General features: G+C 66.2%; 14 protein-coding genes. 9 read left to right on the top strand and 5 right to left on the bottom strand.

What is annotated here, in order from left to right:
• Positions 1-42 precede the first annotated feature (42 nt).
• The 5 genes from nhaD (at position 43) to rlmF (ending at position 5,911) form a co-directional block, all read left to right on the top strand.
• Positions 43-1,425, top strand: coding sequence for a sodium:proton antiporter NhaD (gene nhaD / locus AC0ZJQ_RS06335; protein WP_314019880.1), 1,383 nt, complete (start codon positions 43-45; stop codon positions 1,423-1,425).
• 64 nt (positions 1,426-1,489) lie between these two features.
• Positions 1,490-1,786 carry a winged helix-turn-helix domain-containing protein gene (locus AC0ZJQ_RS06330; protein WP_008568081.1) on the top strand — a complete coding sequence of 99 codons (297 nt, stop codon included), beginning with the start codon at positions 1,490-1,492 and terminating at the stop codon, positions 1,784-1,786.
• 6 nt (positions 1,787-1,792) lie between these two features.
• On the top strand, positions 1,793-3,625 hold the full coding sequence (locus tag AC0ZJQ_RS06325) for an SLC13 family permease (protein ID WP_314019879.1): 1,833 nt from the start codon (positions 1,793-1,795) through the stop codon (positions 3,623-3,625).
• A 77-nt stretch (positions 3,626-3,702) separates the two neighbouring features.
• Positions 3,703-4,872 carry a YbfB/YjiJ family MFS transporter gene (locus AC0ZJQ_RS06320; protein WP_167136451.1) on the top strand — a complete coding sequence of 390 codons (1,170 nt, stop codon included), beginning with the start codon at positions 3,703-3,705 and terminating at the stop codon, positions 4,870-4,872.
• Positions 4,873-4,918: 46 nt separating this feature from the next.
• Positions 4,919-5,911, top strand: coding sequence for a 23S rRNA (adenine(1618)-N(6))-methyltransferase RlmF (gene rlmF / locus AC0ZJQ_RS06315; protein WP_167136449.1), 993 nt, complete (start codon positions 4,919-4,921; stop codon positions 5,909-5,911).
• Between the two features lie 11 nt (positions 5,912-5,922).
• On the opposite strand, the gene AC0ZJQ_RS06310 is transcribed toward rlmF, so the two are convergent.
• The 3 genes from AC0ZJQ_RS06310 to AC0ZJQ_RS06300 all read right to left on the bottom strand — a co-directional run bounded on the left by AC0ZJQ_RS06310 (position 5,923) and on the right by AC0ZJQ_RS06300 (position 7,601).
• The gene (locus AC0ZJQ_RS06310; RefSeq protein ID WP_008568085.1) at positions 5,923-6,114 is read right to left on the bottom strand and encodes a hypothetical protein; all 192 of its coding nucleotides are present in this window, start codon (positions 6,112-6,114) and stop codon (positions 5,923-5,925) included.
• A gap of 150 nt (positions 6,115-6,264) precedes the next feature.
• The gene (locus AC0ZJQ_RS06305) at positions 6,265-6,387 is read right to left on the bottom strand and encodes a hypothetical protein (RefSeq protein ID WP_256055286.1); all 123 of its coding nucleotides are present in this window, start codon (positions 6,385-6,387) and stop codon (positions 6,265-6,267) included.
• Positions 6,387-7,601: an MFS transporter gene (locus AC0ZJQ_RS06300; RefSeq protein WP_314019877.1), complete on the bottom strand. Its 1,215-nt coding sequence runs from the start codon at positions 7,599-7,601 to the stop codon at positions 6,387-6,389. The genes AC0ZJQ_RS06305 and AC0ZJQ_RS06300 overlap by 1 nt, the downstream gene beginning before the upstream one ends.
• A gap of 124 nt (positions 7,602-7,725) precedes the next feature.
• On the opposite strand from AC0ZJQ_RS06300, the gene yejK reads away from it, so the two are divergent.
• From yejK to AC0ZJQ_RS06285, 3 genes are read left to right on the top strand one after another with little or no spacing between them, the layout of a single operon-like run.
• Positions 7,726-8,733: a nucleoid-associated protein YejK gene (yejK, locus tag AC0ZJQ_RS06295; RefSeq protein ID WP_476477521.1), complete on the top strand. Its 1,008-nt coding sequence runs from the start codon at positions 7,726-7,728 to the stop codon at positions 8,731-8,733.
• Between the two features lie 17 nt (positions 8,734-8,750).
• Positions 8,751-9,587 carry a polyphosphate kinase 2 family protein gene (locus tag AC0ZJQ_RS06290; protein WP_155552194.1) on the top strand — a complete coding sequence of 279 codons (837 nt, stop codon included), beginning with the start codon at positions 8,751-8,753 and terminating at the stop codon, positions 9,585-9,587.
• A complete protein-coding gene (locus tag AC0ZJQ_RS06285) occupies positions 9,569-10,402 on the top strand; it encodes a DUF4344 domain-containing metallopeptidase (RefSeq protein WP_476477520.1) in 834 nt (277 codons plus the stop codon). Before AC0ZJQ_RS06290 ends, AC0ZJQ_RS06285 begins: the two co-directional genes overlap by 19 nt.
• Before the next feature lie 6 nt (positions 10,403-10,408).
• Here AC0ZJQ_RS06285 and AC0ZJQ_RS06280 read toward each other — a convergent pair whose 3' ends face one another.
• Positions 10,409-11,347: a glutathione S-transferase family protein gene (locus AC0ZJQ_RS06280; protein WP_213662959.1), complete on the bottom strand. Its 939-nt coding sequence runs from the start codon at positions 11,345-11,347 to the stop codon at positions 10,409-10,411.
• Between the two features lie 82 nt (positions 11,348-11,429).
• On the bottom strand, positions 11,430-11,702 hold the full coding sequence (locus tag AC0ZJQ_RS06275; RefSeq protein WP_167136445.1) for a GIY-YIG nuclease family protein: 273 nt from the start codon (positions 11,700-11,702) through the stop codon (positions 11,430-11,432).
• A 250-nt stretch (positions 11,703-11,952) separates the two neighbouring features.
• Between AC0ZJQ_RS06275 and mltF the strand changes: the two genes are divergently transcribed.
• Entirely contained in the window at positions 11,953-13,413 is a 1,461-nt protein-coding gene (gene mltF, locus AC0ZJQ_RS06270; protein ID WP_213662958.1) for a membrane-bound lytic murein transglycosylase MltF, read from the top strand.
• The last annotated feature ends 11 nt before the right edge of the window (positions 13,414-13,424 follow it).

The following is a 13,424-nucleotide window of genomic DNA, read 5'->3' as shown; positions in this document are numbered from 1 at the left end:
CATTCGGCGACCGGTACCTTTTCCAGAGGGGAGCTTTTTGCGATGTACGCACTCATGGCTGTGGTATTCGTCATCGGTTATCTCTGCATAGCCTTCGAACATCCACTGAAGATCGACAAGGCCGCCGCCGCCTTGCTCACCGCGGTGCTGACCTGGACGGTGCTGGTACTGGGGGCCGACGAGATTCTGCCGCTGCTGCAGTCCGGTACCCATGATCCAGCGGATTCGTCAGCCATCGTGGTCGAAGCCCTGCGCCATCATCTCGGCGAAATCTCGGAGATCCTGTTCTTTCTGCTCGGCGCGATGACCATCGTCGAGCTGATCGACTCCCATGAAGGCTTCAAGGTCATCACCGACCGTATCCAGACACGCAAACGCGTGCACCTGCTGTGGATCGTCGGGCTGATCACCTTCTTTCTCTCCTCGGTGCTGGACAACCTCACCACCACCATCGTCATGGTCTCGCTGCTGCGCAAACTGATCCGCGGGCGCCCCGAGCGCTGGCTCTACGTCGGTATCGTGGTGATCGCCGCCAACGCCGGAGGCGCTTGGTCGCCGATCGGCGACGTGACCACCACGATGCTGTGGATCGGCACGCAGATCTCCGCAGGTGGCATCATCACCGGCCTGTTCGTGCCCAGCCTGGTCTGCCTGCTGGTGCCGTTGCTGATTCTCAGCTTTCGCCTGCGCGGCGAAGCTCCACGCCCACGACCCCGGGCACACCTGGCGGAGCAACAGCCCCCGGCCACCACGGCATTCGAACGCAATCTGGTATTGGCCCTGGGCCTTGGCTCGCTGCTATTCGTTCCGGTATTCAAGACCATTACCCATCTGCCGCCGTACATGGGCATTCTGTTCGGCCTCGGCCTGCTGTGGATCACCACCGAGTACATCCATCGCGGCAAGAACGATGAACACAAACACCCGCTTTCGGTGGTCGGCGTACTGCGCAAGGTCGACACACCCAGCGTGCTGTTCTTCCTCGGCATCCTGCTGGCGGTTTCCAGCCTCGCCACGGCTGGCCATCTGACCCAGGTCGCCGAAGGGCTGCGCCAATCGCTGGGCAACATCTATGCGATCAACTATGCCATCGGCCTGCTGTCGGCAATCGTCGATAACGTGCCGCTGGTGGCCGGTGCCATGAAAATGTACCCGCTGGTCAGCCCCGCGATGCTTGCCGCAGCCGCGCCGGATGAGTCCGGCTGGCTGTCGCAGTTCCTCACCGACGGCACCTTCTGGGAGTTGCTCGCCTACTGCGCAGGCACTGGCGGCAGCAGCCTGATCATTGGCTCTGCGGCGGGTGTCGCGGCGATGGGCATGGAGAAGATCAGCTTTACCTGGTATCTCAAGCGGGTCAGCCTGCTGGCGTTCCTCGGCTACACCGCCGGCGCGGTGACCTACATCGGCATGCTCGCGCTGACCTGACGGTCACTCGCGACCAACTCATCCGGGGCATTGCAACCCGCAGTGCCCCGGACAGGGGTTCTCCATGACCACCAGCAAGACCAGAACCAGCTTCTACCGCCGACTCTACGTCGCCTGGCTGATCGACAGTGGCGCCGCCACCAGCGTCCCGGCGCTGATGGCGGTCACCGGCATGCCGCGACGCACCGCGCAGGACACCCTCGCCGCGCTTGCCGAGCTGGATATCGACTGCCACTTCGCGCAGGACGACGGCGAACGACACAACGCCGGTCATTACAGCATCCGCGACTGGGGAGCCATCGACCGAAGCTGGATCGAGCGCAACCTGCCGCGCATCAAATCCGTTCTCGGCTATCCCTGACCACCCATGAACGGCGATCTGCTGCTGGTTCTGGGCCTGCTGGGCATTTGCGTCGGGCTGTTCATCGTCAACCGTCCGCGCATGGACGTGGTCGCGCTGCTGGCGATGGTCGCCCTGCCGCTGTCCGGCGTGCTGACCATCGACGAGGCGCTGGCCGGCTTCAGCGACCCCAGCGTGCTGCTGATCGCCGCGCTGTTCGTCATCGGCGACGGTCTGGTGCGTACCGGCATCGCCTATCGCCTGGGCGATTGGCTGATGCGCCGCGCCGGTAGCAGCGAGAGCCGGCTGCTGATCCTGCTGATGCTGGCGGTCGCGGGACTCGGCTCGGTGATGAGTTCCACCGGCGTGGTAGCGATCTTCATCCCCGTGACGCTCGGCATCGCCGCGCGCATGCAGCTGTCGCCGCGCCGGCTGATGATGCCGCTGGCATTCGCCGGCTTGATCAGCGGCATGCTGACGCTGGTCGCCACGCCGCCGAACATGGTGGTGCACAGCGAACTGCGTCGCGCCGGCCTGGACGGCTTCGCCTTCTTCGACTTCGCGCCCATCGGCCTCGCCATCCTGCTGCTCGGCATCGGCTACATGCTGCTGGCGCGCCGCTGGCTCGGCGGTAATGACCGGCATGAGCAGCCGCGCCCGCGCCTGACGCTGGCCGACTTGGCCCAGGCCTACTGCCTCGGCGAGCGTGAGCGGCGGCTACGCGTCAAACCCGGTTCAATCCTCGGCGACCGCGTGCTGGACGAGCTGGAACTGCGCAAGCAGTACGGCATCAACGTGATCGCCATCGAACGCCAGCATCGTTTTCGCAAGCTGTTGCTGGTGGCTACCGGCAATACCGAGCTGCTTGTCGGCGACGTGCTGCTGGTCGATCTGGCCAGCCCGGCGATCGGCCTGCTCGGTGCCTTCGACGAACTCGGTCTGGAGCCTCTGCAGCTGTCGCGTTCCTATTACGCCGATCATTCGCATGAGCTGGGCCTGGCCGAAGTCGCGCTACCGCCCGACTCCAGCCTGCCGGGCAAGACGATCCAGCAGCTGGGCTTTCGCAGTCATCACAAGCTCAACGTGGTCGGCCTGCGGCGCAATCACGAGGCGCTGCGCGGTCTGCTGGTGGACGAGAAACTCAAGCCGGCCGATACCCTGCTGGTCGCCGGCAGCTGGAAGCACATCCACCGTCTGCAGGGGCTGAGTCGCGATTTCCTGGTGCTCAGCCTGCCGGCGGAAGTGGATGACGTGGCGCCCGCCGCCCGCCGCGCGCCGCTCGCCCTGTTCAGCCTGGCGGCGATGGTGGCGCTGATGGTCAGCGGCCTGGTGCCGAACGTGCTGGCGGCGTTGATCGGCTGCCTCTTGATGGGACTGTTCCGCTGCATCGACATGGACAGCGCCTACAAGGCCATTCACTGGCAGAGCCTGATTCTGATCGTCGGCATGCTGCCCTTCGCCCAAGCGCTGCAGAAAACCGGTGGCATTGCTCTGGTCACCAGCGGTCTGATCGGCGTGCTGGGCGACGCCGGGCCGTATGCGCTGCTGGCGTGCCTGTTCGTACTCACCGCCGTGATCGGGCTGTTCATCTCCAACACGGCGACTGCCGTGCTGATGGCGCCGATCGCGCTGTCGGTGGCCGAACAGCTGGGAGCCTCGCCCTACCCCTTCGCCATGATCGTCGCGCTGGCCGCTTCGGCCGCCTTCATGACGCCCGTCTCTTCACCGGTGAACACCCTGGTGCTGAATCCCGGGCATTACCGCTTCACCGATTTCGTGCGCATCGGCGTGCCCTTCACGCTGCTGGTGATGCTGGTCTCGCTGCTGCTGGTGCCGCTGCTGTTCCCATTCCAGGGCTGACGGCCGGCAAAAGTGGCATGGTCGCCGGCGCCGCGGACGGTTACTCTCGGCCTCCCATACCAACAAGAAATTTCTCCATGCCGCACCGCCCTGCCCTGTTCCCGGTTCTGCTCGCCGGCGCCACGCTGCTGCTGGTCGTCCACGGCCTCGGCCGTTTCGTCTACACACCTCTGCTGCCCTGGCTGGTGGAAGATGGCCTGCTCAGCGTGCAACAGGGCGCCAGCATCGCCAGCTGGAACTACCTCGGTTACCTGATCGGCGCGCTGCTCGCGCTGCGCTGGCACCGCGTCGCGCAGATTCGCCGCAGCCTGCCCTGGGCACTGGCGCTGCATCTGCTCAGCGCTCTGCTGCAGACCCAGGCGCAATCGCCCGATGCGCTCGCCGCGCTGCGTCTGGCCAACGGCATCGCCAACGGTCTGGTGTTCGTGCAGGCGCCCTCGCTGATTCTCGAATGGCTGGTCCGTCACCAGCGCGCGTCGTCCAGCGGTCTCGTCTATCTCGGCGTCTGCGTCGGCCTGATCGTCTCCAGCCTGCTGGTCAGCCTAAGCGACGGTCTGCTGCAAGGTGCCGAGCGCTGGTGGCCGGCGGCGCTGCTGTCGCTGCCGCTGGCCTGGTGGGGCTGGCGCCAACTGGCGAAACTCGATCTGCCGAACGAAACATCGGCCGACGATCCGGCCACGGCGCCCAGCGGCCGGCTGTTCGACCGGGCCAGCACGCCGCTGTTCCTATCCTATGCCGGCGCCGGCATGGGCTACATCCTGCCGATGACCTTCCTACCGATGATCGCGAGACTGCAGGTCGAACCCGGCGATTTCCTCATCGATGGCAGCTGGCTGGTGGTCGCCCTGTCGACCCTGCCGTCGCCCTGGCTGTGGAACCGCCTGGGCGTGCGCCTCGGCGACGATATCGCGCTGCGCCTGAGCTATCTGGCGCAACTGCTCGGCGTGCTGGCGGTGCTGCTGTTGCCCGGCGCGAGCGGCATCCTGCTCTGCGCGGTGCTGGTCGGCGGCACTTTCCTCGGCACCGTGCTGCTGACCCAGCGACTGGCGCGCACGCTGCACCCGCACCAGGGGCCGCGCCTGTCCGCGGCGCTGATCGCCCTCTACGGCCTGACCCAGCTCGCCGCGCCCTGGCTGACCAGTCTCTGGATGGGTATCGGCGGCAGCCTGCACAGCGCCTTCTGGCTCGGCGCCGGCGCACTGCTCTGGGGCCTGCTGTGGATGTTGGCGGTGCCGCGCCGGCGGTGAAACCTGTGGGACAATGCGCGCCCCGTTCGCAGCGATCCGTACGCCCATGTCCGTCCGCAAACCCAAGGCCCCGGCCAGCGCCAAGCCCGACCGCCCGCTCCTGCATCCGCGCAACCGCCACAGTGGGCGCTACGATTTCCCTGCGCTGATCGCCGGCTGCCCGGCGCTGGCCGACTTCGTCATCGTCAATCCGTACGGCAAGCAGAGCATCGATTTCGCCGACCCGGCGGCGGTGAAGGTATTTAACCGCGCGCTGCTCAAGCAGTTCTACGGGATCGAGCATTGGGACATCCCAGCCGGCTACCTGTGCCCGCCGGTACCCGGACGCGCCGACTACCTACACGGTCTGGCCGACCTGCTGGCCGCCGACAACGCCGGCAGCATTCCGCGCGGCAGGCAGATCCGTGCGCTGGATATCGGCATCGGGGCCAACTGCATCTATCCGCTGATCGGCCACTGCGAGTACGGCTGGCGCTTCACCGGCTCGGATATCGACAGCGTCGCGCTGAACGCTGCGCAGGCGATCGTCACGGCTAACGGGCTGAGCGACGCCATCGAGCTGCGCCAGCAATCCGATCGCCGGCACATCTTCCACGGCCTGCTACAGGCGGACGAGCGCTTCGATCTCAGCCTGTGCAACCCGCCGTTTCACGCTTCGGCCAGCGAAGCGACGGCCGGCAGCCAGCGCAAATGGCGCAACCTCGGCAAGCTCGACCCCAAGCGCAAGCTGCCCGTGCTGAACTTCGGCGGACAAGCGGCGGAGCTGTGGTGCGAGGGCGGCGAGGCGGCGTTCATCGCCCGCTTGGCCGAGGAAAGCGTGGCAGTCAGCCAACAGATCTGCTGGTTCAGCACGCTGGTCTCCAAAGGCGGCAACGTCGCGCCACTGCAGGCCAGGCTGCGCAGGCTCGGGGCGCGGGAGGTACAGACGCTGGACATGGCCCAGGGCCAGAAGCGCAGCCGCTTCGTGGCATGGACCTTTCTCGACGTGGATCAGCGTGCGCAATGGCGCGCACGGCGCGGGTTACAACAACAGATCTGATCGCGCGGCGATCAGATCGCCAGATCCCAAAGCTGCTTGTTCTTCAGCGCCAGGGTCTGGATATAGCGCGGTTCACCGTTGATTTCTTCCAGCTCGGTCATGCCGGCCAGTTCGCCCACCACGCGATAGCGCTTGCCGGCTCGCTTGTCCTGCAAGGGATAGAGCTTGGCGATGTGCTGGGCGAGTTCGGTGAGGGTGGTCATGTGTGGGCTCCATAAAACTGCGTGCAGCAGCTTTTTACAGTGCTTTGATTACGGTTCTGCGACAAAGATTGCCGCCTCGCTCGTTGGAGCCCAGCAACGGCGATTTGATTCCGTACACGCAGCGATTTTTTCCGAACGGCGGCGAATCGCTCAGCAAATCCCCATTCCCAGCTGTAGCAGCGCCAGACCGCCGCGCTGCCAGCCGAGCCACGCCAGCAGGAGCAGACCGCCGAGCAGCGCGGCCAGCACGACGGCGAACCCCAGCCGACGCATCACCCACCCGCCTGCGCGGCGCGCAGTCGTGCCACCGGCTGCTCGCGGATCGGCCAGTTCAACGCCGCCGCCATCAGGCTGAGGGCGATCGCGATCTGCCAGACCAGGTCGTAGCTGCCGGTACGGTCGTACAGCCAACCGCCCAGCCAGCCACCGAAGAATGAACCGATCTGATGGAACAGGAAGGCAATCCCGCCGAGCATCGACAGATTGCGCACACCGAACATCGTCGCCACCGTGCCATTGGTCAGCGGCACCGTCGACAACCACAGCAGCCCCATCGCGATACCGAACGCATAGGCGCTCCACACGCTCAGCGGTGCCAGCAGGAACGCGCTGATCACCACTCCGCGAATCAGATACAAGGCCGCCAGCAGGCGCGGCTTGGAATAGCAGCTGCCCAGCCAGCCAGCGGTGTAGGTGCCGACGATATTGAACAGCCCGACCAGCGCCAGCACCGTGGTGCCGACCTGCGCCGGCAGGTGCTGATCGACCAGATAGGCCGGCAGATGCACGCCGATGAATACCACCTGGAAGCCGCAGACGAAGAACCCCAGCGCCAGCAGGCGAAACCCGGAATGCCCGACCGCCTCGCGCAGCGCTTCGCCGAGCGACTGCTGCGCGCCCGCCGGCACCGGCGCCTGGCGGTCGCCGCGCATCATCGCCGCCAGCGGCACGATCAGCGCGATCAGCAGCCCCAGCGCCAGCAGCGCCGACGACCAGCCCAGCCACTCGATCAGCCCGAGGCTGCCCGGCAGCATGATGAACTGGCCGAACGAACCGGCCGCGGCGGCGATGCCCATCGCCATGCTGCGCTTCTCCACCGGCACGGCACGCCCCACCGCCCCGAGGATCACCGAAAAGGAGGTTCCCGACAGCCCCAGGCCGATCAGTACGCCGGCACTCAGGCTCAGCGTTAGCGGCGTGTCGGCGCTCGCCATCAGCAGCAGGCCGATGGCATAGAGAATCCCGCCGATCAGTACTGCGCGGGCAACGCCGAAGCGATCGGCCAGTGCCCCGGTCACCGGCTGCGCCAGCCCCCAGATCAGATTCTGCAGCGCGATGGCAAAGGCGAACACCTCACGCCCCCAGCCGAACTCCGCGCTCATCGGCGGCAGGAACAGGCCAAAGCCATGCCGCACACCGAGCGACAGCGCGAGGATCAACGAGCTGCCGAGCAGCATCCAGCCGCAGGTACGCCATGCCGAAGTCATCAGTGTCATTCCTTGGGAAAAGACGGCCAGTTTACTCAGTGCTCCCCCCGGCGCCGCAACTGCTCATCGGACTGTCCCGCTCGGTTAAACTGCAGCTGTTCTGCCCATCCTGAATGAGTACCCCATGCCGATTCGCCACTGCATTGTTCATCTGATCGAGAAAAAGCCCGACGGCAGCCCTGCCGTGCTCCATGCACGCGACTCCGAGCTGGGCGCCTCGCAGGCGATGGAAAACCTGCTGGCCGACCTCAACGAGAGCTACAACGCCAAGCAGGGCAAGGCCTGGGGCTATTTCCACGAGGAGTCCGGCGCCTACCCGTTCAGTGGCTGGCTGGGCCAGTATCTGGATGGCGGCGAGAATTTCACCGCGTTCAGTCGCCAGGCTGTCGAGCACCTGCAGAAGCTGATGGAAGAATCCAACCTTTCCACCGGCGGCCACGTGCTCTTCGCCCACTACCAGCAAGGCATGACCGACTACCTGGCCATCGCCCTGCTGCATCACAGCGAAGGCGTGACCGTCACCGACGCGCTGGACGTGGCGCCAGCGCGCCACCTCGACCTTGGCCAGCTGCACCTCGCCGCACGCATCAACATTTCCGAGTGGCAGAACAACAAGCAGTCCCGGCAGTACATCTCTTTCATCAAGGGCAAGAATGGCAAGAAGGTTTCGGAGTACTTCCGCGACTTCATCGGCTGCCAGGAAGGCGTCGATGCGCCGGGCGAGACCCGCACGCTGCTCAAGGCGTTCAGCGATTTCGTCGAAAGCGAGGACCTGCCCGAAGAGCAGGCCCGCGAGAAAACCAGCGCACTGGTCGACTACGCCAGCACCCAGGCCAAGCTCGGTCAGCCGATGACCCTCGAAGAGCTTTCCGGGGTGATCGACGAGGAGCGTCCGAAGGCGTTCTACGACCACATCCGCAACAAGGACTATGGCCTGTCACCGGAGATTCCGCCGGACAAGCGCACCCTGAACCAGTTTCGCCGCTTCACCGGGCGCGCCGAGGGTCTGTCGATCAGCTTCGAGTCGCACCTGCTGGGCTCGAAGATCGAGTACGACGAGGCGCGCGACATGCTGATCATCCGCCAACTGCCCACGCAGCTGAAAGATCAGCTCAAACGCCGCAAGAACTGATCACCCGAGGCCCCCGCATGTCGCGCCTGCCCGATGCCGTTCTCGATGATTGTCTGTGCAACCCGGCGGCACCGCTGGCCGGCGACCCCGCACGCCAGTACGGCCTGGACAAGGCGCAGGCACAGGCGCAACTGCATACGCTCAAGGGCTGGCTGCGCGAACGGCTGACCATGCTCTGGGCCAACCGCCGCGAGGCCCTGCTGCTGGTGCTGCAGGGCCCCGACTGCGCCGGCAAGAATGGTGTCATCCGCCGCGTACTGAGCGGGCTCGACCCGCTGGCGCTGGCGGCCAGCAGCTTCCAGGCGCCGAACGCCGAGGAGCGCGCGCACGACTTCCTCTGGCGTTACTGGCGGCGCCTGCCCGCGCCCGGCACGCTCGGCGTCTTCGACCGCAGCTATTACGAGGCTCTGGTCAGCGACCTGCGCGACGGCCTGTGCGAGACGACCGATCTGGCGCCGCGGCAGGCCGCGATCCGCGCGCTGGAAGACCAACTGCCGAGCCTGCACATCCACCCGCTGAAGTGCTACCTGCAGATCTCCTGCGCCGAGCAGAAGCGTCGTCTGCATCAGCGTCTGGAGCAGCCGGACAAGCGCTGGAAGCTGAGCGCCAGCGATCTCGACGATCACCGCGATTTCGCCAATCGCCAGGCGCGCTGGGCTGAGGTGCTTGCCGCCAGCCATCGGCCGAACGCGCCCTGGTACGTGATCCCCGCCGATCATCGCTGGCTGCGCGACCTGCTCGTCGCCAGCCTGCTTGCCCGGGAGCTGGAACAGCTAGCACAGGATTGGCCGCAGCGGCCGGCGCCCTTCAGCGCCGACGATCTGCAAGGTATTGCGTGCGAACCGCCGCGCTGATCGCGCTGAGCTGGCTGCTGGCCGGCATCGTCGCCCCGGCTGCCGCGCAGCAGCAGGCGCCCGACCTGTCCGCGCAGGCGCTGCGCTTCACCGTGGCCAATGCCGAATTCACCCTGATGCACGAGATGGGACATCTGCTGATCAGTGAACTTGGCCTGCCCGTGCTCGGCCGCGAGGAGGACGCCGCCGACCAGCTCGGGTTCATGGGGCTGTTCCTGCTGCATGGCCGTCAGCACGACGCCACGTTCTACGCCAAGCTGATGGACGTCGCCGACTACTGGCGGCTGGAATGGCGCAACGGTGACGGCATCGCGCTCTGGGACAGCCATGCGCTGGATGCCCAGCGCTTCTACAACATCGCCTGCCTGGCCTACGGCAGCGACCCGGACCGGCTCGACTGGGTGCTCGACGTCAGTGGGCTGCCGGCCGAGCGCGCGCTCTACTGCCCCGAGGAATACCAGCAGGTGGCACATGCCGTGCGCTGGCTGCGCGAGCGCCTGCAACCCCCGGCGCCCGGCACGCCTCGGCATCGGATCGCCGTGGTCTACGACGATCCGCCAAGGCATCTGGCGGACGCAGCGGCGCTGCAACAAAAAATCCGCGCCAGCGGCGAACTGGAAGCGGTGGCGCGCAAGGCGAGCGAGGCGTTCGACCTGCCGCGCGACCTCACGCTGCGCATGACCACCTGCGGCGCGCCCGACGCCTGGTTCAACCGCATCAGCGGCGAGCTGACGCTGTGCTACGAGCGCGTCGCCTATTTCCGCGATCTGGCCGCCCAGCTGCCCGCCGAACGCGCGCCGCAACCCACTCGCTGACGCCCGTCAGCAGGCTTCGATGCGGTAGCCCAGCCGCGGGAAATGCACGTGGACCACGCCCGCGCGCGCATCTTCGCGGCGCAGGATCAGCTCTTCGCTGCCGGCGAACTGCAGCTCGCCCTCCACCGGATCGCTGCCGTAATCCACCGCACGAATCACCACGCGCTGCCCCTGGGCGAAGCCGTTCGGCTCGGCGAACGGCTCATCCGGCAAGGCCGCCGGCGTCGCCTCGCGGGCGATCTGCAACGCCTGCTCGGCCGGCAGTTCGCTGAACGAGCCATGCCCGACGCCCAGCACCTTGCCCAGCCAGGCGCGGATATCCGGGTAATCGTCCACCAGCGGCGCGGTCACCGGCGTCGCCCGCAGGAACCACAGGCAGTGCGCCACGGCGAAATCGGCCAGCGACGGCGCGGCACCGAACAGGAACTCGCCCTCGCTGCGCGCCAGCTGCTGCTGCAGCCGCGCCATGTAGGTCGGCCAGTCGTTCTTCGCCTGCGCCAGCGAAACGCGGCTGACGCTGCCGTTGCTGAACAGCTGCGCACGATCCTTGCCGAAGGTCTCGACGAACTCCTTGGGCACATTGGCAAAGCGCAACGCCATCGACTCCGGCTGGAACACCAGGCTCACCGCCGTGAGGAATAGCACCGAATCGGCCCATGCGGCGAGCACCGCGACGTTGAATTCCTGGCCCTCGGGAAACAGCTCGGGCGTGGCCTTCTCGGCTTCCAGGCGACGGGCGATCAGCGCGGTATCGCAGTACACGTCGGCACCTACCTGCAGCACCGGCGTACGCCGGTAGCCGCCGGTCAGCGCGGTCAGATCGGGCTTGGGCATCACCGGCGGAATCAGCACCGAGCGCCACGACAGCTGCTTGAAGCCCAGCAGCAGACGCGCCTTCTCGGCAAAGGGCGAGGTGGGATAGTGGTGCAGGATCAGCTCGTGCATGGACAGGCTCCGCCGGAGGAAGGAAAGAGCCTCAGCTTAGACGCTCGGCCGACGCCAGCCTACCGGCCGATTGATGCGTCATTCACGACGCCGGGGTTTCGGCCACCAGCCGCTCCTTGGCGCTCTTGCTCAGCCGCTTGATGGCGATTTCGCGCCGCAGCGCCGCGCTCTTGCCGGCACAAGCCTCGACATACACCAGCGCCATCGCCGGGCTGGAATGGAAGAACCTCGCGCCGCGCCCGCGCTGATGCTCGGTGAAGCGCCGCTGGGCGTCGTCGCTGATGCCGCAGTACAGCGCGCCATTGGCGGCACGCACCAGGTAGACATACCAGGGCTTTGAATCGACAACGGTCATGGGCGGCGAAGAACCTCGGTGGGGCGGCAGGCGCGCCACATTATGCCGTAGCCAGCCGCGTGCGGTGGGCGGAACGACGCTATCGTGCGCCGTTGCCCGGGCAAACGGGCGAAGCCCGCAGGCCCCGAAGGACGCGCGCTGCAGCGCCATTGCCGCTCTCCTGCCGCGGCACCGGAGCGGCGTGCTCGTAGCAGAGAGCCGTTTTGCTGTCCAGATATGGTGGCCGAACGCCTTTGCGTATACTGCGCCGATGTTTTCTCAAACTGCGTTCCGCATTCGCTGCGCCTACTGGCTGTTGGCGACCGGAGTCCTCCTGATGCTCGGCAGTTGCGCTGACAAGCCCAACGAACTCGAGCGGATACAGGAGGAAGGCGTGCTGCGCGTGATCACCCGCAACAGCCCCGCCACCTATTTCCAGGACCGCAACGGCGAGGCCGGCTTCGAGTACGAGCTGGTCAAGCGCTTCGCCACCGAGCTGGGCGTCGAGCTGGAAATCGAAACCGCCGACAACATCGATGAAATCTTCACCCGCCTCAATCGCCCCGGCGGTCCGGCACTGGCTGCCGCCGGAATGGTCGCCAGCGAAGGTCGCCAAGCGCTGGCGCGCTTCACCCATTCCTATCTGGATGTCACCACCCAGGTGGTCTACCGCAACGGTCAGCGCCGCCCGCGCAAACCCGAGGACCTGGTCGGCAAACGCATTCTGGTACTCAAGGGCAGCAGCCAGGCGGAAAAGCTCGCCGCCCTGCAGCGCGAACTGCCGGAGCTGCGCTACGAAGAATCCGCCGCGGTGGAAGTGGTCGACCTGCTGCGCATGGTCGACGAGGGGCAGATCGACCTGACCCTGGTCGAATCCAACGAGCTGTCGATGAACCAGGTGTATTTCACCAACATCCGCACCGGCTTCGACCTCGGCGAGCAGAACAGCCTGTCGTGGATTCTCGCCAAGGGCGAAGACGACAGCCTGCTGCAGGCGGCCAACCAGTTTCTCGACCAGGCGCAGACCAACGGCACGCTGCAGCGTCTGCGCGAACGCTACTACGGGCATGTCGACGTGCTCGGCTACGTCGGCGCCTATGCCTTCGCCACGCACCTGCAGCAGCGTCTGCCACGTTACGAGAAGACCTTCCGCGAAACCGCCAAGGAGCATGGCATCGACTGGCGGCTGCTCGCGGCGATCGGCTATCAGGAGTCGCACTGGCAACCCGATGCGACCTCCAAGACCGGCGTTCGCGGGCTGATGATGCTCACGCTCAACACCGCCAATGCGATGGGCGTGACCAACCGCCTGGACCCGAAACAGAGCATCCGCGGCGGCGGCAAATATCTGGTGCAGGTGCGCGACAGCCTGCCCGAGAGCATCGAGGAGCCGGATCGCACCTGGTTCGCGCTGGCCGCCTACAACGTCGGCGGCGGTCATCTGGAAGATGCCCGCAAGCTGGCCGAGGCCGAAGGCCTGAACCCGAACAAGTGGCTGGACGTGAAGCGGATGCTGCCACGCCTGGCGCAGAAGCAGTGGTACAGCAAGACGCGCTACGGCTATGCGCGTGGCGGCGAACCCGTGCATTTCGTCGCCAACATCCGCCGCTACTACGACATCCTCACCTGGGTGACCCAGCCGCAGCTCGAAGGGCAGAAGCTGGTACAGGGCAATCTGCACGTGCCCGGCATCTACGCCACCGAAATCGAAGAAAACCTCCCGCCGCTTTGATCCGCCGAGCC

Source organism: Stutzerimonas sp. 21-1, assembly GCF_056336065.1.
The sequence above is the reverse complement of the archived record's forward strand: the minus strand, read 5'-3'. Positions and strand labels throughout refer to the sequence as shown.

Bases quoted from the DNA above. Each gene is read 5' to 3' on its own strand.
- nhaD (WP_314019880.1), top strand. From the start codon at position 43: ATGTACGCACTCATGGCTGTGGTATTCGTCATCGGTTATCTCTGCATA.
- AC0ZJQ_RS06330 (WP_008568081.1), top strand. From the start codon at position 1,490: ATGACCACCAGCAAGACCAGAACCAGCTTCTACCGCCGACTCTACGTC.
- AC0ZJQ_RS06325 (WP_314019879.1), top strand. From the start codon at position 1,793: ATGAACGGCGATCTGCTGCTGGTTCTGGGCCTGCTGGGCATTTGCGTC.
- AC0ZJQ_RS06320 (WP_167136451.1), top strand. From the start codon at position 3,703: ATGCCGCACCGCCCTGCCCTGTTCCCGGTTCTGCTCGCCGGCGCCACG.
- rlmF (WP_167136449.1), top strand. From the start codon at position 4,919: ATGTCCGTCCGCAAACCCAAGGCCCCGGCCAGCGCCAAGCCCGACCGC.
- AC0ZJQ_RS06310 (WP_008568085.1), bottom strand. From the start codon at position 6,114: ATGACCACCCTCACCGAACTCGCCCAGCACATCGCCAAGCTCTATCCC.
- AC0ZJQ_RS06305 (WP_256055286.1), bottom strand. From the start codon at position 6,387: ATGCGTCGGCTGGGGTTCGCCGTCGTGCTGGCCGCGCTGCTCGGCGGT.
- AC0ZJQ_RS06300 (WP_314019877.1), bottom strand. From the start codon at position 7,601: ATGACTTCGGCATGGCGTACCTGCGGCTGGATGCTGCTCGGCAGCTCG.
- yejK (WP_476477521.1), top strand. From the start codon at position 7,726: ATGCCGATTCGCCACTGCATTGTTCATCTGATCGAGAAAAAGCCCGAC.
- AC0ZJQ_RS06290 (WP_155552194.1), top strand. From the start codon at position 8,751: ATGTCGCGCCTGCCCGATGCCGTTCTCGATGATTGTCTGTGCAACCCG.
- AC0ZJQ_RS06280 (WP_213662959.1), bottom strand. From the start codon at position 11,347: ATGCACGAGCTGATCCTGCACCACTATCCCACCTCGCCCTTTGCCGAG.
- AC0ZJQ_RS06275 (WP_167136445.1), bottom strand. From the start codon at position 11,702: ATGACCGTTGTCGATTCAAAGCCCTGGTATGTCTACCTGGTGCGTGCC.
- mltF (WP_213662958.1), top strand. From the start codon at position 11,953: ATGTTTTCTCAAACTGCGTTCCGCATTCGCTGCGCCTACTGGCTGTTG.